Here is an 18,487-nt window from a genome sequence, read left to right on the forward strand (position 1 = left end):
TCCATTAGTTCGAGCAGAAGCATGGGCCGAACCTGACCATCGCCAGCGGGCGAAGGCCGGCAACGACATGCCAGCTGCGCCAATGCTTCTATTCCGGGGCGGGAAGGGCGGTCTTGAACGGCCTTGATGCGATTGGTTCTTGCGCGCGCCGAAGCGCGTCGTTGCAAACCTTAAAGTTCGATCAGGCCACGTCGTGCGGCGATCGTCACGGCATGGGTTCGGTCGCTGGCGCCGAGCTTGGAGAAGAGCGCCTTCATGTGACCCTTGATCGTCTCTTCGGACAGTTCGAGACGCGCTGCGATCTGCTTGTTCGAATTTCCATGCGCCGCCAGAGAAAGCACGGAGACCTCCCGCTCGGTCAGGTCATCGTCGAGCACGTGCATTGCGATCGAGGTGGCGACGCTCGCGTCGAGATGCTTGCCGCCATGATGCACCGATCGGATCGCATCGAGCAGCTGGCTGCGCAGGCTGGCCTTGAGCAGATAGCCCATCGCGCCAGCCCGCAAGGCCTTGATCGCACGCGCGTCCCCCGAATAGGTCGTTAGGACGATGATTCTGGCATCGGGCGACGACGCGCGGATCGCGGCGATCGCGTCGAGCCCCGACATATCGGGCATCTGAAGGTCCATCAGCACGACGTCCGGCCGCAAGACGGCATATTGGCCGATCGCCTCGCCGCCGTTGCCCGCCTCGCCGATGACGATCATGTCGTCCTGGGTGGAAACGACGGCGCGCACTCCTTCGCGCAGCAGCACGTGATCGTCGACCAGCAGAATGCGGATCGGCGCGGCGCCGCGCCTTGCGGATGCTGGCTTCGGTGTGTTGGCGTACATTCGATCAGCGACTTCTTGCAGGGTGCGCGGCAGTCTAACGCTTTCGGCCGCCGATCGCATCAACCTTCATCGCCAGCGTCGCAGCGTCTCGGTCAGGGCGTTGGCGGTCCGCTGGGCTTCGCCGTTGCGGATGTCGAAGGTCCAGTCGCAAGCAAGGGTTTCGCCGGGCGCGCAGCCCTGATCGATTGCCCGCAGCGCACCCCGCATCATCGCGGCTGCCATTGGTTCGACCAGTGGATCGGGCACGGCCAGTTCGGACCAGCCGAGCAGGCAGGCGACGGAACGGGCACGCAGCCGCCACGCCAGCCGCATCGCCTGCTCGGTAAGCGCGCCGACGATCGACGGGTTGCCCGACAGGGCGGCGCCCATGCCCATGAGCATCAACGCGCGCGCCTGGATCGGTGCCGGCGGCTGGGTGAGTACCAGCATGTCGCCAAGCCGTCCGGCGAAGATCCCGCCGTCCCTCAAGCGCGTCAGCGTGCCGTGAAGCGCATCATCGATCTCGCTGGCACCGCTCCGCGCGCGATGGGCCATGTCGGGTTCGAGCATGCCGAGGACCAGCAAGTCGACATCGGCGGCAACAACGTCGATCTCGGCGACGCGGAAATGGACGCCGCGCCAATGGCCGATCGAATGTGCCTCGGGCTTGTCGGTCATCGCCCGCACGTCTCCTGCGATCTGCGCGTGCCGGATCTGAGCGTCACGCCGGTGGCGCTCAGGCGGCATTCTGCCAGGTTCGGCGCCAGGCCATTGGCGTCGTGCCGATCAGCCGGCGGAACAGCCGGGTGAGGTGCGCCTGATCGGCGAGGCCGCAGGCGAAGGCGATCTGGGACAGTCCGTCGCTTGTGTCGAGCATCAGCCGCTGGGCGCGTCGAATCCGCTGCCGGACGAGATAGGCGTGCGGCGGCTCGCCCAGACTGACCTTGAACGCCCGACAGAAATGGCCGGGGCTGAGTTGTGCCACGGCCGCAAGCGTGTCGATGGTCAGCGGTTCGGATAGGTGCGCAGCGATGTGCGCGGTGACGCGGCGGATCTGCCATGCCGCCAATCCGCCGCGCGTCATGCTGTCGTCGCCGGCTGCGCGGTCGGGGATCAGCGCCTCGCCAGCGGCAGGCTCAGGCTGATCGGCCGCCAATATGGTGGACAGGCATTCGAGATAGCGGCGGGCGAGCGGCGGGTTCGTGTCCAGCGATCGTATCGCGCCGGCCAGCAGAGCGGAGGCGCGCGCGCCGCCATCCGCCACGGCCGATCCGGTGCGTTTGTCATCGAACCCGGCAATCAGGGCGTCGTGGTACATGATCGGCTCCCCTTTGATCCGAGGGGACCTTCGCACGCCGCCGGTGCGCCAGGAATCGAACCTGAGAAGGATGCCCAAAGGCCTTTGGTTGGGAAGCGCTAGACCATCGTTTGATCCGTGCCGGTCATGCGGCGGTTTCCGTTGCCCGGATCGATGCGCAGACCCTTTCGGGTGGTGCCTGTCTCCCCCGTTCCGGGCTTGATGGAAACCGCCCGGATTGGTCTTGTGACTCGCGAAAGGGAGGCGCGGGCCTTGGTTTCCACACCCACAGCATGCGCTGCGACAAGCGTACAACCGCTGGTGCTCGTCGTCGACGACGATCCGCACGTGCGCGGTTCGCTCGATTCGCTGTTCCGCTCGGTCAATCTTGACGTCCGGCATTTTGCCTCCGGGCAGGCGCTGCTCGACACGCCGCTGCCGGATGCGCCATCCTGCCTTGTCGTCGACGTGCGGATGCCGCAACTTGGCGGCTTCGAATGTGCTGAGCGGCTGATCGAGCGCGGCGTCGATATCCCGATGATCTTCCTGACCGGCCACGGCGACATTCCGATGTCCGTGAAGGCAATGAAGGCAGGGGCGGTGGATTTCCTGACCAAGCCGTTTCGCGATCAGGACATGCTGGATGCCGTCAATGCCGGTCTGGCGCGCGCCAGCGAGCGCTGGACGGCAAGCCGGGAGGCACAATCCACCCGGCAGCGCGCGCAGACGCTAACTTCGCGCGAGCGGCAGGTGATGGCGGGCGTGGTGCGCGGACTGCTGAACAAGCAGATCGCGGGCGAACTCGGCATTGCCGAAATCACCGTCAAGCTGCACCGTTCGAGCCTGATGAAGAAGATGGGGCTTCGTACCGTGCCCGATCTGGTCCGCGCTGCTGCGATGATCGCCTGATCGCGCTGCCCGCGGGCGGAGCTTCAGGGTTCCCCATTAAAACGCTCGTATAGTTTCGCGGCGGCGGTGCGCACTTCTATGCCAGCCTTGCGGCTCCCCCTGCGGGCCCGCGGCGGAGAATGTGGATCGTGCGAACGCCGATGATTGCCGTGATCGATGATGATGCCCATGTGCGCGAGGCGACGGCGAGCCTGCTCCGTTCGATCGGCTATGGTACGACCTTGTATGCGTCCGCCGATGCGTTTCTGGATGAGGCCGAGCTCGATGGTATCGACGGCATCGTCACCGATCAGCAGATGCCGGGCCGCTCGGGCATCGAACTGGGCCAGTGGCTCCGCGATCGGGGATTTGCCAAGGCGGTGATCCTGATGACGGCTTACCCGTCGGACGCGCTGCGGGCCCGTGCCGAAGCACTAAAACTGGCGGAGGTGCTGGAAAAACCGGTTGATCCGGAGCGGCTTTCACGAGCACTCGTCAAAGCCCTTGGCTGATCTGCGGCCTCAAAGCGGATGAAGCGGCAGGGCGAGCGACACTAGCGCACCGCCGCCGGGGTGGTTGTCGAGGCGGATCGAGCCGCCATGAAGGTCGATGATCGAGCGGCAGATGGAAAGCCCCAGACCCATGCCGCCGGGCTTGGTGGTGAAGAAGGTGGCGAACGGATCCGCCGCAGCTTCCGGTGAGAGGCCGGGGCCGCTGTCACGCAACAGGATCCGCGCCTCCGACGCTGCCTCGTGAACCGACACCTTGATCTGGCGATCGGCTGGCGCGGTCGACTCCATCGCCTGCAACGCATTGGTGATCAGATTTACCAGCAGATGCTTCAGCAGCACGGCGTCGCCGAGCACGGTCAGGCCGGCCATGTCGCTCTCCAGTATGATGCGGGCACCGTGCGCTTCAACATCGCGTGTGGCGAGCGCCACGGTCTCGGCGACGAGCGCCTGCAAAGGAGTCGGGGCCATCTCGCCACGGCCGCTGCCCACCAGATTGCGAACACGCTGCATGACGTCATAGACGCTCTCGACGGCGCGGCCTAGGCCGGCGAGTGCGTGGCGGACCTCGTTCAGATCCGGTTCCGGGCGCGTCAGCCAGCGGGTGGCGGCGGACGCATAGCTTTGGATCGCGGAGATCGGCTGATTGATTTCGTGGGCGATCGACGCCGACATCGCGCCCACGGCGGCGGTGCGTTGCACCCGCTCAAGTTCGATGCGGGCGCGTTCGACGCTCTTTTCCAGCCGCTTGCGCTCGCGAATGTCGAGCACGCTCGCCGGCACCCGTTCCAGACCAGCTGCAGACGCTAGGTTGAAGGCGACGAGAATATCGATCGGCTCACCATCAGCGCCGAGCACCTGGGTCTCCGCCTGAAACATCTCGCGGCGCTCGTCGATCGCGAGGATGCAGTCGAGGAAGCTCTCGTCGGTGGGTGGCAGGAAATCGGACAGGTGCCGGAAGAATGCCGAACGGTTCGCCACGCCCATCATGTCCAGCGCCGTCTGGTTGACGCCCGTGATACGGACCATCGCGCGGGCGCGAGCGACGAAATCGGGATTGGCGTGAAGATAGCCGCGAAGATCGCCGACACCGCTTTCGCGCAGCGTCGCGATGGCTGCCGCGACCGGGCTGAAATCATGTTCCCAGATCGAAACCGCCAGCGAATCGAGCATCGTCGCATAGCGCCGCTCTTCGCGCGCCATGCGCGCATCGAATGTCTGGCGATGGAGCAGCAGTCCGCCGGTCACCAGCGTCGCGGCCAGGCTGACCATCATCCGCAGACTGGCATCCACGGATGGATTTCGACCGTGAACGATCAAGAAGCTCGCGACCGTCAGTGCCGCGCAGGCAGCGGCCCAGCCGATCAGGTCCGTACGCGCCGCATCGCCAGCGGCGATCAGCAGCACGAGCACGTAAAGCGTTGCCACCGCACTCGCGAGCGAGGAGAAGGTGTCGAGCCAGAAGATCGCCAGCGCAAGCGTGAACGCTGCCGCCTGGCGGCCGCCGATCGGTTCGTGCGGCCATCGCAAGGGGCCGGCGGGTCCGCCCGCCGCGCGGTTGATGCGGATGTCCGGCGGGTTCGTCATGCAGTGCAGCATGGCTCGGGCCCGGCCGGGCACCAACCCCCGACCCGGGTGGCGCTGACACCCCCAAAAGTGGATTGACCACGCGCCGTAAGATCAATCGCGTCCCAGCCGCATCGGGAATCGACAAGATGCACGGCCATGTGCGCATGTTAGGCTGCCGCTTCGGGCGTGGGGGGCGTCGCAAGAAGGAATCGGTTGATGTCGAACGAAGCGAATAGCGGCACGGCGGCGCGCGCGCACCAGATGTTTCCAGTGCTGACCGCCGACCAGATCGACGTGGCCCGTCGCTTCGCCAGTGCACGGGCGCGGCATTTCGCACCGGGGGAGACCGTCTATTCGACCGGCCAGCGCGACGTCCCGGTATGGTTGCTGCTCGAAGGCACGATCGACGTTCAGCGGCGCGACGGTTTGGACGGAGACGCGCCAATCACGACGCACGATGCCGGGCAATTTACGGGCGAGGTGAACCAGTTGGACGGTCGTGGATCAATCGCGTCGGCGCGTGCCGGCGCCAGCGGGTGCCTTGCGCTGCCGTTCGATCGCCCGCATTTGCGCGCGCTGATGATCGGTTCTGCGGAGGTGGGCGAAATCGTGATGCGGGCATTGATCCTGCGGCGCGTGGGGCTGATCGAACAGGGTGGTTCCGGCACGATCCTGATCGGCGCGCCGGACGATCCCGTGCTGCTGCGGCTCCAGGGCTTTCTGCTGCGCGCAGGCTATCCGAACCTCGTCATCGATTCGACACGCGACGAAAAGGGCCGCAGCCTCGTCGAGCAACTGGCCCTGGTGCCGGATGATCTGCCGCTGGTGGTGTGTCCCGGCGGTGCGATGCTCAAGCGGCCCGACGATCGCGAACTTGCCGCCTGTCTGGGCATCATTCCCACTCTGTCGGGCACAAAGATCTATGACGTGGCGGTGGTGGGGGCCGGCCCGGCGGGGCTGGCGGCGGCCGTCTATGGCGCGTCGGAAGGGCTGTCGATGCTGGTGCTCGACGCCCGGGCGATGGGGGGACAGGCGGGCGCGTCGGCGCGGATCGAGAATTATCTGGGCTTTCCCACCGGAATATCGGGCCAGGCGCTGGCGGCGCGTGCATTCGATCAGGCGCTGAAGTTCGGCGCGGACGTGGCGATCCCGGTGCAGGTCGATCGGCTCGAAACCGATGGCGAGTTGCGGCTGCTGCGCCTGTCGAATGGCGATACGGTTCGCGCGCGGGCGGTGGTGATCGCATCGGGCGCGGCGTACCGTCGGCCAGCGGTGGCGAACCTCGACGCCTATGAAGGCGCGGCGGTTTCCTATTGGGCATCGCCGGTGGAAGGGCGGCTGTGCGCGGGCAAGGATGTAGGCTTGGTCGGCGGCGGCAATTCGGCGGGGCAGGCGATTGTGTTCCTGGCGCCGCGGGTGCGGGAGCTTCATGTCTTCGTGCGGCGGCCGCTGGCGGAGACGATGTCGCGCTATCTGATCGAACGGATTGAGGCGCTCGACAATGTGACGATCCATGTCGGTGCCGAACTTGTGGGTCTGGAGGGGCCGGTGCCGATGCTGGAGGGCGTGGTGGTGCACGACGGCGCGAGCGGCCGCGAGGTCCGCCATGCGCTCTCCCATCTGTTCCTGTTCATCGGCGCGACGCCGCACACCGCCTGGCTGGGCGATCGCGTGGCGACCGACGAGAGCGGTTTCGTGCGCACCGGCGACGGCGCGGCGCCGCTCGAGACGAGCCTGTCGCGCGTGTTCGCGATCGGCGACGTGCGGCTGGGATCGACCAAGCGCGTCGCCGCGGCCGTGGGGGAGGGCGCGGCGGTGATCGCGCAAATCCACGCGATGCTCAACGCCGCCACCGCTTCCCCCGAGTTGCTCGCCTCAGTTCGGTAGGATGCTCGCTTTTTCGACCACGAAGCTGGCGCTTTCGCCCGCGACGCCGCTGCCCGGCTGGCCGGACCCGACCGTTACGCGATAGGTGCCGGCGAGAACCTGCCGAACGCCTTCGACCGATACGCTGCTCAGGTCGCGGTGGGACAGGTCGAACCGAAGCGTGCGCGACTCGCCGGGGTTCAGTGTCATGCGCTGGAAGCCGCGCAACGCGATCCGCGGCGCACCGGGATCGTCGGGAAAGTCGAGATAGAGCTGGGCGACCTCGTCTCCGAGGCGTTCGCCGCTGTTCCGCACCGTCGTGGTGACGCGAATGCCGTCGTTATTCCGGGCGACCTGCAAGGGCGAATAGGCGAAGCGCGTGTAGCTGAGGCCGTGGCCGAACGGATAGACCGGCGTGCCCGAGAAGTAGCGATAGGTGCGCCCGTCCATCCGATAATCGCCAAAAGGCGGAAGATCGTCGACGCTGCGATAGAAAGTGAGCGGCAGCCGCCCGGCCGGATTGGTCCGCCCCGACAGCACGTTGCCGATCGCCAGCCCGCCGGACTGGCCGGGATACCAGGCCTCGATGATGGCGGCGGCATTGTCCTTCGCCCAGGCGAGATTGATCGGGCTGCCGTTCATCGCCACGACGATGACGGGCTTGCCGGTGGCCTTTGCCGTGGCGAGCAGTGCCTGCTGGTCGGGCGGCAGGTCGAGCGTCGTCTTGTCGCCGCCCTTGAAGCCGGGGATCGCCACCGGCGATTCCTCCGCCTCAAGATCGGACGTCAGGCCGACCACGGCGACAAGCACATCCGCGTCGGCTGCCGCCGACTTCAGTTCCTGCTCGGGCGCCAGCGAGATCCGTTTCCAGACCAGTCCAACCCCGGCCGATCCGGTGTGCGCATCGCCGCTGACCTCGATCGGATAGCGCTTCCCCTTTTCCAGCCGGACCGTCTTCATCGTCGGCAGGCTGCCCCAGGGCGCGTCCTTCAGGTCGACAAACGGCTTGCCCTCGAATTTCATCGAGCCGCTCATGAACCCCGACAGGCCGAGCCGGTAATTGCCGGTCTCCGGCGGTACGATGAAGCCGGTCCAGACCACGCGGTGGTGATCCGAAACCTGTGCGAGATCGAGGCTGCGTCCTTCGACGCCCGTCTCGACACGGATGGCGACCGGGGTGTCGGCAAAGCGGGCGGTGCGAACATAGCTTGCCATCTCGCCGGGTGCGAACCGCGCCGGTGGCGTACCGACCACGTTGTAATAGCGCGCGAGTAGGCCGGGCTGCCCGTCCGGCGTGCGCAGTGCGGTGGTGGGCACCGGATCGCCGTCCGTGTAGCTCTCGCCAAAGGGTACGTAACGCACCTTGGCGGCGGGCATCGCCTGGCGAAGGCCATCGACCACCGAGATCGGCGGCGCAGACAGCGGCGACGAATAGTTGCCGCGCAGCACCCGCGTCGCATCCGCGAGCGGCCCGACCACCGCGATCTTGAGCCCCTGGCGAAGCGGCAGGATGCCGTCGTTCTTCAGCAGCACCAGGCTTTTTTCGGCAGCGGCGAGCGCCAGCGCGGCATGGGCCGGTGCGCCCACTGCCGCGGGATCGCCAGTCGGGTTGCGAATGCCGGGCAGATCGCCGTTGCGATAGCGCGCTGAGAACAGGCGGATCAGCACGCGATCTATTTCGGCTTCGGTGATCAGGCCGCGCGCCAGGGCTTCGCGGTATCGGTCGCCGAGCCCCGCCGTATCGGACAAAGTGGCCGTATGGCACTCATTGTCGACGCCCGCGCGCATCGCGGCGGCAACGGCGGTCGCGCCGTCCGGCGCATAATGGTGGTTGTCGCTGATGTCCTTCACCGCGTCGCAATCGGACACGACATAGCCGGTAAAGCCCCATGCCCCGCGCAGATGATCCTTGAGCAGTTCGTCGCTGGCACAGGCGGGCTGGCCGTCGACGCGATTGTACGCGCACATGATCGATCCGGCCTTCGCCTCGACGATCGCGGCGCGGAACGCGGGCAGATAGCTGTCCTCGAGATCGTGGCGCGAAACGAACACATTGGCGCTGTGGCGCGTCGATTCAGGGCCGCTGTGCACCGCGAAATGCTTCGGCGTGGCGATCACGTCGGGAAGATCGGGGTTGCTGCCCTGCATTCCGGTGATGAACGCAACGCCCATTCGCGCGGTGAGGAACGGATCCTCGCCATAGGTTTCCTGCCCCCGGCCCCAGCGAGGATCGCGGAACAGGTTGATGTTCGGCGACCATGTGTCGAGCCCGGTGCCGATCCGGCCCATCCGGCCGGTTTTCCGGGCAAGCGCGTGAAGCCCGCGCACCTCCGCGCTGATCGCGCCGGCGACATCGTGGACGAGCGGCGAATCGAATGTGGCCGCCAGCCCGATCGGCTCGGGGAAATTGGTGGTGGGCAGCGTGCCCAGCGCCCCGTGGAGCGATTCGGTCCACCAGTTATAGGCCGGGATCCCGAGCCGGGGGATCGCGGGGGCGACGTTGAGAAGCTGATCGATCTTCTCGTCGATCGTCAGCTTCGCGACCAGCTCCGCCGCCATGCGGTCGGCCTGCTCGCGCTCGGGCGAAGCGGGTTGCGCGCGGGCCGGGGCAGGGGCCTGTGCCGATAGCGGGCTGGCGAGCATCGCCGTGGCGGCCAGCATCAGCCAGCGGTGTCGGTTGTTTCGCATCTGCCGTTCGCGCATCGCCACTCCCCTGTTTATTTACTCATGCTAGTCTATGCCGTGGTTCGCCGCATGGCCAGCGTTTCCACGAGCGAGAACGGCTGCTTCCAAGCCTTTGTCCGCCAAATCCTTCGTTGACATGGCGGGAATTAAGCGGACAAATAAGCCCGAGACGCGGCGCCCACGCTGCGCATCCAAAGGGGGGAGAGGCATGATGGCGAGGCAATCGCTCCTGGCGGCGGCGGCCGGTCTGGCGCTGGCATGTGGCGGTGCGCTGCCGGCGGTGGCGCAGGTGCAGACCGAGGTGCCGGCACCGGTGCCCGGCGCGCCGAAGGTGACGATCGAGCGGATCAAGGTCCATTCGGCGGCGATCGAAGGCAATCTGGAGGGCGAAAGCGCCGATCGCGACGTGCTGGTCGTGCTGCCGCCCAGCTATGGCAAGGCGCCCGGCCGGCGATATCCGGTGCTCTATGCATTGCACGGCTATTCGATCGACGCCGAGCAGTGGATCGAGGAAATCCATGTGCCGCAGACGATCGAGGGCGCGCTGGGCAAGGGCGCGCGCGAGATGATCGTGGTGCTGCCCAGCAGCAAGACCATTCACAACGGATCGATGTATTCGAGTTCGGTGACGACGGGCGATTTCGAGGCGTTCATCGCCCGTGATCTGGTCCGCTATATCGACGGCCATTACCGCACGATCCCCGCACGCGAGAGCCGCGGGCTGGTGGGGCATTCGATGGGCGGCTACGGCGCCAGCCGCATCGGCATGAAGCATGCCGATGTGTTCGGCGCGCTCTACATGATGAGCCCGTGCTGCCTGTCGGCGCGTGAGGCGCCGCCGCTCGATGCGGCGACGCTCGCGACGCTGGGGGCGGTCAGGACGGCCGAGGATTCGGCGAAGCTGCCCTGGATGCTGCGCGCGACGCTCGCCACGGCCGCGGCATGGTCGCCCAATCCGAAAAAGCCGCCGCTCTATCTCGATCTGCCCGAGGGCGACGAGGCGACGCGTGCGGCGGTGCTCGCCAAATGGGCCGCGAATGCCCCGCTCGCCTTTGTCGATCAGTATATCGGCGATCTGCGCCGCTACCGTGCGATCGCGATCGACGTGGGCGACCGCGACGGGCTGAAGGCCGATGCCACCAAGCTGCACGAGGTGCTCGATCGCTATGGCATCGCCAACAGCTTCGAAATCTATCCGGGCGACCATACCAGCGACGTCGCCCGCCGCTTTCAGGATCATGTGATGCCGTTCTTCAGCCGCAACCTCGTCTTCAAGGGGCAGCCGTGAAGCGGGCGGCCCGGTTCGGTCTGGCGGCTGCGCTGGCGCTGGCGGTCGGCTGCCCTGCCGCCCAGGCGCAGGTCTGGCGCGCCGATCAGGGCGACGGCACCTATCGCAATCCGCTGCTCTATGCCGATTATCCCGATCCCGACATCATTCGCGTCGGCGACGATTATTATTTCGTTTCGACGACGTTCGTGAACGTGCCCGGCATCACCATCCTTCATTCGAAGGATCTGGTGAACTGGACGCTGTTGTCGCATGTCGCCGATCGGCTGGAGGGCACGCCTGCCTATGATCTGAACGGCGGCAACGGCTATCGCCACGGCCTGTATGCCGCCAGCCTGCGTCACCATAAGGGCCTGTTCTACATCGTCGTGACGCCGGTCGGGCTGAACACGCGCGTCTATTATGCGCGAGATCCGAAGGGGCCGTGGCAATATCACCATCTCGATCGTCAGGCCTTCGATCCTGGATTCTTCATCGACGATGACGGCACGGGCTATATCGCCACCGCCAGCACGGCCGACGGGACGATCACGCTGCTGACGCTGAACAAGGATTTCAGCGCGGTGACCGCCTCGCAGAAGATCCATTACATCCGCGGCGCCGAGGGTTCGAAGATCGTCAAGCGCGAGGGCTGGTATTATCTGTTCAACTCGCTGCCGCCACGCCTCGCGCTCAGCGTGTCGCGCTCGCGGAGCCTGTTCGGCCCGTGGGAGACGCGCGACCAGATCGACGATCGCACCGGGGGCCATCAGGGCGCGATCGTCGATCTGCCGGACGGGCGGTGGTATGGCTTCGTGATGGTCGATGCCGGCTCGATCGGCCGGATGACGAACCTCAGCCCGATCTTCTGGCAGGATGGCTGGCCGGTCTGGGGTACGGCGGACGCACCGGGCCGCGTGCCCGATCGCGCAGCCAAGCCGATCCCGGGCTTTCCCTTTGCCGAGCCGCCCGCGTCGGACGGGTTCGATGCGGCGAGCCTGGGCCTGCAATGGCAATGGAACCACAATCCGGACAATGCCCGCTGGTCGCTGACCGAGCGGCCGGGCTGGCTGCGGCTCCATGCCACCACCGCGCCCGATCTTTGGTCGGCACGCAACACGCTGATCCAGAAGGGGCAGGGGCCGAAAAGCCGGGCGGTGGTAAAGCTCGACATCGGCCATCTCCGCCCGGGCGATCGTTGCGGGTTCGGCACGTTCGGCCAGTATAGCGCGGGCATCGGTGCGGGCCGCGCAGCCGATGGGAAGCCGTATCTCGACATGACGGTGCTCGAAAGCACCACAGAGGGGCCGAAGATCGACACGCGCGTGGCGCGGCACCCGATCCACGGCGACGCGCTGTGGCTCGCGCTCGATCTCGATTTCACCAGCGATGCCGGGCGTGCATCGTACAGCCTCGACGGAAAGGACTGGACGCCGCTCGGCGGCACCTTCCCGCTGGCGTTCGCCTGGCGGACGGGCACGTTCCAGGGCGAACAGGTCGCGCTTTCCTGCTTCAATCCATCGCCGAGCACGGGATTTCTTGATGTCGATTCGTTCACGCTTCTCGCCGCCGGCGAATAAGGTGCGCCGCCACTGGATGGCGACAGCGGCGGGCGCCGCTGCGCTCGCGCTTGCATTGCCGGCCGCCGCCCAGACGGCGGACCCGCTGGCGCCGCAGGGGCGCTGGACCGCCTATACGCGCGGCGCCGCCGCGCTCCCGCCGATGGGGTGGAACAGCTGGAACGCCTTCACCAGCGATATCGACGAGGAAAAGCTGCTCGCCTCCGCGCAGGTGATCGTCGACACCGGCCTCGCCGCCAAGGGTTATCGCTATATCGACATCGACGATGGCTGGTGGCTCAAGCGGCGCCAGCCCGACGGGCGGATGGTGATCCGCACCAAGACCTTCCCCTCGGCGGCGATGGCCGATGGCACCACCAGCTTCCGCCCGCTTACCGATCGGCTGCACGCGATGGGGCTGAAGGCGGGTATCTATTCGGACATCGGGCGCAATTCGTGCGGGCAGGTGTTCACCTCGACCTTTCCCAACCAGCCCGAGGGCAGCGTCGCCGAACGCGAGGTGGGCCTGTATGGCCATGTCGATCAGGACATCCGGCTCTATTTCGCCGAATGGGGTTTCGATCTGATCAAGGTCGATGGCTGCGGCATCCGCGGGCTGCCGGCGAGCGATCCCAAGGTGAAGTCGGGCCAGTATCGCGCCTTTCCGCCGCTGGTCGATGTCGACTCGCTCGGTCGCACTGATGTTACGGCGGTGCGCGGGCTGTACGAGCAGGTCGGTGCCGCGCTGGAGAAATGGAACCCTGACAACGATTTCATCTTCTCGATCTGCATCTGGGGCGCGGCCGATGTCCGCGCCTGGGCCAAGGATGTCGGCGGCATCTCGCGCACCAGCGAAGACATTTCCGCCAACTGGAGCAGGATGCTCCACAATCTCGACAGCGCGGCGCGGCGGCCATTCTACGCGCATCCCGGCTCGTGGAATGACCCGGACATGCTGTTCGTCGGGTCGGGCGAATTCGATGCCGAGCACCTGACCGAGGCGCGCTCGCATTTCTCGCTTTGGGCGATGCTCAACGCCCCGCTGATGATCGGCTATGATCTGCGCAAGGCGACCCCGGCGCTGCTCGACATCTTGGGCAACCAGCGGATCATCGCGCTCAACCAGGATCCGGCGGGCAATCAGGCGGTGCTGGCGTTCGATTCCGATGATGTCGATATCTTCGTGAAGACGCTGGCCAGTGGCGAAAAGGCGGTGGCAATCCTCAACCGCACCTCGGCGCCGGTCGATGCGGTGCTCACGGCGGCGCAGCTCAAATATCTCGATAGCGCCGATGTCGCGCTGACTGATTTGTGGAGCGGGGCCGAGAGCCGGTTTCACGGCGAACAGCGCTTCAAGCTGGCGCCGCGCGAGACCCTGGTCTTCGTCGCGCGCGGCTCGCGTCGCCTTGCGGACGGGATGTATCTTTCGGAGCAGCCGGGCAGCGTCAATCCGGCGGTGGACGGCGTGACCGTCCCCGAGCCCGAACCGCTGATCCACCGCGCAATCCTGCCCTGGCGCAGCACGCGCGGATCGGGCGAGCCGCCGCGCTATGGCGGCTGGGGCGGCGCGCAGCCCGATCGTGCGCCCTATGGCGGCGACCTGGGCGTCGCCGGCACGCGCTTTGAGAGCGGGATCGGCGTGCTCGCCAATTCGCGGCTGGAGGTGCGCAATGCCGGTCATGCCCGCTTCACCGCGCAGGTTGGCGTCGACGATTCCGCGCGCGACCGCAGCCAGCCGGTGACGTTTGCCGTCTATGGCGACGGCAAGCTGCTGGCGCAGTCCCGGCCGATGCGGTTCGGCGAGGCGCCGGCCGCGCTCAGCGCCGATGTGCGTGGCGTCAAGCTGATCGAGCTCGTCGCGCGCACGCCCAAGCCGATGCGCTTTTCCGATCCCGTGGTCTGGGGGGACGCAGCGCTGCTGCGCTGAGCCCCCCTTTGCGGCTAGGATGCAAGCTGGACGACCGCGACCGACTTCGCCGGCAACTCGAAGCTTACCCCGCTGTTCGACGCCTTGCCCGCGAACGGGCGCGGTACGACGGTTTCCGGCGCGTCGAAGCTGTTGACCGAATCGACCTTGGCACCCGTCAGCACCTCGCCGGATGCGGATTTGATCTTCAGGCCGGCGAAGCGCGCCTCGATCCGCGCGGGGCGGTTGGGATCGACATTGGTCATCGCCAGCCACAGCTTGCCGTCGGCGCCGCGCGCCGCGACCGCATCGACGCGCGGCAACGTCTCGTCGCCATGCTGATAGGTGCCCGCATCGAACTGCACCGGCACCAGCGTCGCGTCCTGGAACGGCAGGTACATTTTGAAGACGTGATAGGTGGGCGTCAGCACCATCTTCGGCCCGTCGGTCAGGATCATCGCCTGGAGCACGTTCACCATCTGGGCGATGTTGGTCATCCGAACGCGATCGGCATGGCGCGCGAAGATGTTGACGTTGAGCGCGGCGATGATGCCGTCGCGCAGCGAGTTCTGCTGTGACAGGAAGCCCGGATTGCTGCCCGGCAGCGGGGCCAGCCACACGCCCCATTCGTCGATGACGAGGGGGATCTTCTTGTCCGGATCATAGCGGTCCATGATCGCCGAATGCTTGGCGATGATGTCGTCCATCGCCAGCGTCGCCTTCACCAGCTTGGCATAGCCGGTCTCGTCGAAGCCGACGCTGGGATAGGAGGGCGGCCAGCCTGCCGTGGTGTAGGAATGGAGCGATAGGCCCTCGATGTTCCAGGCCCAGTCATGGCCCTTCCACGCCTTCATCACCGCTTCGGTATAGGCGGTGTCGTTGTCGTTCGGACCCACCGCGATCCGCTGCATCGCCTGGTCGCCGGTTTGGGCGGGGTTCAGATTGTGGACAAAGCGGGCGAAGCGCTTCATCAGATCGACATAATAGTCCGGCCGCATCGATCCGCCACAGCCCCAGCTTTCGTTGCCCAGGCCGAGATATTTCACCTTGTACGGCGCCGGGTGGCCGTTCGCCGCGCGTGCCTTGCCCGCCGTGGTCGACGGATCTGCGGTCATATAGGCGATCCAGTCCGCCGCCTCCTGCACCGTGCCCGAGCCGACATTGACCGAGATATAGGCCTCGGCCCCGATCTGGTCGGCAAAGTCCATGAACTCGTCAGTGCCGAAGGTGTTGGGCTCGCCGGCGCCACCCCAGTTGGTGTTGACGCTGCTCGCGCGCTGGCTGACCGGGCCGACACCGTCGCGCCAGTGATATTCGTCGGCGAAGCAGCCGCCCGGCCAACGCACGTTCGGCACGTGGATCGCCTTGAGCGCGGCGACGACGTCCTTGCGGATGCCCCGGACATTGGGGATCGACGAGTCCTTGCCCACCCAGACGCCGCCATAGATGCCGGCACCCAGATGTTCGGCAAACTGGCCGAAGATGTTGCGATCGATCCGGCTGCCGGTCTTCGCCGGATCGGCGGCGATCGTGATCGGCGCGCCGCTGCCCGTCTGGGCAAATGCGGCAGGCGCAGCCAAGGCGAGCAGCGACACTGCGGTAGCGCAGGACAGTCGGTTCATGTTTTCCCCTCCAACGGCGGCATGGCCCGATGACGCGTCTTGCGTGCGGCCACGCCGGCTTGCCGGTGATAATAGTCCGACAAAAGCGATGGTCAAGAAACCCCCGCAAACGGCAGCTTGAGGGGCATCAATCCGGTGACTCTTTTTGCGCGAACAAATGGCATAAGCCATAACATAATCGAAACGTCGACCGGCAGGCAGGAGCAACCCGCGCGGATCGACTATCAGGGGAGGAAAAGGCGATGAAAGCGACGCAATGGGCGACTGCGGCGGCAATATGCGCACTGGGGGGCACGCCGTGGATCGCGCACGCCCAATCGAACGAACCGCAAGCGGCGCCGGCTGAGTCGGCACCGGCGGCAGACGCGCCCGCGGCGCCATCGTCGCGCGAGCAGCAGGCTTGGGAGGAAATCGTCGTCACCGCGCAGCGCCGGGCAGAGAATCTTCAGAGCGTGCCGATCGCCGCGACCGCGCTGTCCGGCGATGCGCTGGAGGACAAGGGCGTGGCGCGGCTGGCCGATCTGCAATTCGCCGCGCCGTCGCTGTCGATCACCGATCAGGGGCTGACGCAATCGGTGAACATTCGCGGCATCGGCATTGCCAGCGGGTCACCGGCGGTGGCGAATGGCGTCGCGACCTATATCGACGGGGTCTTCCAGCCGCCGATCCTCACCATGAGCAGCTTCTACGACATTCAGAATATCGAGGTGCTGCGCGGGCCGCAGGGGACGCTGGTGGGGTCCAATTCGACGGGCGGGGCGATCTTCATCAACACGCGCAACCCGTCGACCGATCGCATCGAAGGCTATGCCCAGGCCAGCTATGGCAGTTACGATGAAGTGACCGGGCAGGGCGCAATCAACCTGCCGGTGACGGGTGACCTCGCGGTGCGCGCGTCGGGCAATTTTCGCCGGCGCGACAGCTATTACGAAGATCTCGGGCCTTACGACAACAAGCCTGATCGGCTGAACGAAAAGGCCGGACGGTTCGGCGTGATGTGGTCGCCGGGCGATTTCCGCGCGCTGGGCAAGGTCGAATGGGTCGACCGGCAGACCGGCGGCTATGCCTATCGGCCAATCGCCGGCACCGAATTCGCCGCCGATCGCCAGGACGATATTCGCGACCTGACGTACAACGCGCCGACGCTCAACCATGAGCGGGCGTTCCTCGCCAGCCTGGAGCTGCGCTACGAATTCGCCGGCGGCACCGTGCTGCGATCGGTGAGCGGCTATACCAACAAGCGCATCAATAATCTCTACGATACCGACGGCAGCCGTCTCGCCGATCAGACGCAGGACCAGTTCGTGCGCGAGCGGCAGTGGAGCCAGGAAATCAACCTGATCTCGCCAACGGACGGCGCATTCGATTGGATCCTGGGCGGCTATTACCAGCGCAACAAGGTGGACGTGGACATCGAGGCGCGTAGCGGCGTCGTCACCGATCCCACCGATATCGACCAGAAGCAGGACAAGATCACCTGGGGCGTGTTCGCACAGGGCAATTACGAGATCGCCCAAGGGCTGGAGGCGCAGGTCGGCGTCCGCTATTCGCATTTCCGGGCGGAACAGAAGGGCGCGGTGGTGATCGGCGCGGGCACGCCGATCTTCGGCCCCGATGGCCTCACCGTCGCCGATCTGGTCGGCGCGCATGAGGATGGCCGTGTCACCGGCAAGATCGGGCTCAACTGGAATGCCGATGCCGACACGATGGTCTATGCCTTTGTCGCCCGCGGCTACAAGCCGGGCGGCATCAATTCCGCCACGTCCGAGTTCGATCCGGAAACGGTATGGGATTACGAAGTCGGGGTGAAAACGGCGTTCCTCGACGATCATGTTCGTGCCCAGCTGGGCGGATTCTACATGAAGTATCGCAACTTCCAGTTCGACGGGCGCGATCCCGCCTCCGGCCAGTCGGGCGTGTTCAACATCTCGAACGCGACGATCAAGGGCATCGAGCTGCAGCTTCAGGCGCGCAGCGGCGGGTTCTCGGTCGATGGCGGCATCGCTTATGTCGATTCGAAGCTCGACGCGGTGACGCTGGTCAACACCCGCACGCTGCCGGCGCTCGCCCAATATGGCCCGCAATGCCCCGCCGGCACCGCATCGAACCCGCCCGTCTGTTTCGACTATACGCCCTATCTGACAACGGCGGGCGGCGGCGACAATCTGTTCTCGCCGCGCTGGAGTTACAATGCCGGCGTCCAGTACGACTTCGCGCTGGGCGGGACGAGGACGCTGACGCCACGGCTCAACTATGCCTATGTCGGCCCGCGCTGGACCAACCTGCTCTATACGCCGACTCTCGATTATCTGCGCGGGCGCGGGCTGCTTTCAGCGCAGCTGACGCTTGGCCTCGGGAACTGGTCGATCGAGGCCTATGGCATGAACCTCGCCAATTCCCGCTATGTCAGCGGGCAATCGGGCAACAATGAATTCTATGGCGCGCCGCGTGAATATGGCGTGCGGGCGCTCGTGCGGTTTTGAACGCGAGCCGGGATCGTTTTTGGG

13 protein-coding genes are annotated in these 18,487 nt (G+C 66.1%); 7 read left to right on the top strand and 6 right to left on the bottom strand.

Features of this window, described 5'->3' with window-relative positions:
* Positions 1–170 precede the first annotated feature (170 nt).
* The 3 genes from ACX40Y_RS16280 to ACX40Y_RS16290 form a co-directional block, all read right to left on the bottom strand.
* The gene (locus ACX40Y_RS16280) at positions 171–833 is read right to left on the bottom strand and encodes a response regulator (RefSeq protein WP_459120618.1); all 663 of its coding nucleotides are present in this window, start codon (positions 831–833) and stop codon (positions 171–173) included.
* Between the two features lie 66 nt (positions 834–899).
* On the bottom strand, positions 900–1,490 hold the full coding sequence (locus tag ACX40Y_RS16285; protein ID WP_459120619.1) for a M17 family peptidase N-terminal domain-containing protein: 591 nt from the start codon (positions 1,488–1,490) through the stop codon (positions 900–902).
* A 58-nt stretch (positions 1,491–1,548) separates the two neighbouring features.
* On the bottom strand, positions 1,549–2,130 hold the full coding sequence (locus ACX40Y_RS16290) for a helix-turn-helix domain-containing protein (protein WP_459120620.1): 582 nt from the start codon (positions 2,128–2,130) through the stop codon (positions 1,549–1,551).
* Positions 2,131–2,430: 300 nt separating this feature from the next.
* Between ACX40Y_RS16290 and ACX40Y_RS16295 the strand changes: the two genes are divergently transcribed.
* Positions 2,431–3,018, top strand: a complete 588-nt coding sequence (locus ACX40Y_RS16295) for a response regulator transcription factor (protein WP_459120621.1) — start codon at positions 2,431–2,433, stop codon at positions 3,016–3,018.
* 119 nt (positions 3,019–3,137) lie between these two features.
* The gene (locus tag ACX40Y_RS16300) at positions 3,138–3,509 is read left to right on the top strand and encodes a response regulator transcription factor (protein ID WP_459120622.1); all 372 of its coding nucleotides are present in this window, start codon (positions 3,138–3,140) and stop codon (positions 3,507–3,509) included.
* A gap of 9 nt (positions 3,510–3,518) precedes the next feature.
* Here the strand turns inward: ACX40Y_RS16300 and ACX40Y_RS16305 are convergent, their stop codons facing one another.
* Positions 3,519–5,093: a sensor histidine kinase gene (locus tag ACX40Y_RS16305; protein WP_459120623.1), complete on the bottom strand. Its 1,575-nt coding sequence runs from the start codon at positions 5,091–5,093 to the stop codon at positions 3,519–3,521.
* A 198-nt stretch (positions 5,094–5,291) separates the two neighbouring features.
* Here ACX40Y_RS16305 and ACX40Y_RS16310 point away from each other — a divergent pair, with 198 nt between their 5' ends.
* Positions 5,292–6,962: an FAD-dependent oxidoreductase gene (locus tag ACX40Y_RS16310; RefSeq protein ID WP_459120624.1), complete on the top strand. Its 1,671-nt coding sequence runs from the start codon at positions 5,292–5,294 to the stop codon at positions 6,960–6,962.
* On the opposite strand, the gene ACX40Y_RS16315 is transcribed toward ACX40Y_RS16310, so the two are convergent.
* Entirely contained in the window at positions 6,951–9,602 is a 2,652-nt protein-coding gene (locus tag ACX40Y_RS16315; RefSeq protein WP_459120670.1) for a glycoside hydrolase family 3 C-terminal domain-containing protein, read from the bottom strand. The genes ACX40Y_RS16310 and ACX40Y_RS16315 overlap by 12 nt on opposite strands.
* Before the next feature lie 235 nt (positions 9,603–9,837).
* Between ACX40Y_RS16315 and ACX40Y_RS16320 the strand changes: the two genes are divergently transcribed.
* From ACX40Y_RS16320 to ACX40Y_RS16330, 3 genes are read left to right on the top strand one after another with little or no spacing between them, the layout of a single operon-like run.
* Entirely contained in the window at positions 9,838–10,914 is a 1,077-nt protein-coding gene (locus tag ACX40Y_RS16320; RefSeq protein ID WP_459120625.1) for an alpha/beta hydrolase, read from the top strand.
* Complete coding sequence (locus ACX40Y_RS16325; protein ID WP_459120626.1) at positions 10,911–12,473, top strand: glycoside hydrolase family 43 protein; 1,563 nt, start codon at positions 10,911–10,913, stop codon at positions 12,471–12,473. Before ACX40Y_RS16320 ends, ACX40Y_RS16325 begins: the two co-directional genes overlap by 4 nt.
* A gap of 16 nt (positions 12,474–12,489) precedes the next feature.
* Positions 12,490–14,379, top strand: a complete 1,890-nt coding sequence (locus ACX40Y_RS16330) for an NPCBM/NEW2 domain-containing protein (RefSeq protein ID WP_459120671.1) — start codon at positions 12,490–12,492, stop codon at positions 14,377–14,379.
* Positions 14,380–14,393: 14 nt separating this feature from the next.
* Here ACX40Y_RS16330 and ACX40Y_RS16335 read toward each other — a convergent pair whose 3' ends face one another.
* The gene (locus ACX40Y_RS16335; protein ID WP_459120627.1) at positions 14,394–15,980 is read right to left on the bottom strand and encodes an alpha-N-arabinofuranosidase; all 1,587 of its coding nucleotides are present in this window, start codon (positions 15,978–15,980) and stop codon (positions 14,394–14,396) included.
* A gap of 242 nt (positions 15,981–16,222) precedes the next feature.
* Here ACX40Y_RS16335 and ACX40Y_RS16340 point away from each other — a divergent pair, with 242 nt between their 5' ends.
* Positions 16,223–18,463: a TonB-dependent receptor gene (locus ACX40Y_RS16340; protein WP_459120628.1), complete on the top strand. Its 2,241-nt coding sequence runs from the start codon at positions 16,223–16,225 to the stop codon at positions 18,461–18,463.
* The last annotated feature ends 24 nt before the right edge of the window (positions 18,464–18,487 follow it).

The organism is Sphingomonas sp. RS6, from assembly GCF_054489705.1.

Coding starts and splice junctions, on each gene's coding strand:
- ACX40Y_RS16280 (WP_459120618.1), bottom strand. CDS start 833: ATGTACGCCAACACACCGAAGCCAGCATCCGCAAGGCGCGGCGCCGCG.
- ACX40Y_RS16285 (WP_459120619.1), bottom strand. CDS start 1,490: ATGACCGACAAGCCCGAGGCACATTCGATCGGCCATTGGCGCGGCGTC.
- ACX40Y_RS16290 (WP_459120620.1), bottom strand. CDS start 2,130: ATGTACCACGACGCCCTGATTGCCGGGTTCGATGACAAACGCACCGGA.
- ACX40Y_RS16300 (WP_459120622.1), top strand. CDS start 3,138: ATGTGGATCGTGCGAACGCCGATGATTGCCGTGATCGATGATGATGCC.
- ACX40Y_RS16305 (WP_459120623.1), bottom strand. CDS start 5,093: ATGACGAACCCGCCGGACATCCGCATCAACCGCGCGGCGGGCGGACCC.
- ACX40Y_RS16310 (WP_459120624.1), top strand. CDS start 5,292: ATGTCGAACGAAGCGAATAGCGGCACGGCGGCGCGCGCGCACCAGATG.
- ACX40Y_RS16315 (WP_459120670.1), bottom strand. CDS start 9,602: ATGCTGGCCGCCACGGCGATGCTCGCCAGCCCGCTATCGGCACAGGCC.
- ACX40Y_RS16320 (WP_459120625.1), top strand. CDS start 9,838: ATGGCGAGGCAATCGCTCCTGGCGGCGGCGGCCGGTCTGGCGCTGGCA.
- ACX40Y_RS16330 (WP_459120671.1), top strand. CDS start 12,490: ATGGCGACAGCGGCGGGCGCCGCTGCGCTCGCGCTTGCATTGCCGGCC.
- ACX40Y_RS16335 (WP_459120627.1), bottom strand. CDS start 15,980: ATGAACCGACTGTCCTGCGCTACCGCAGTGTCGCTGCTCGCCTTGGCT.
- ACX40Y_RS16340 (WP_459120628.1), top strand. CDS start 16,223: ATGAAAGCGACGCAATGGGCGACTGCGGCGGCAATATGCGCACTGGGG.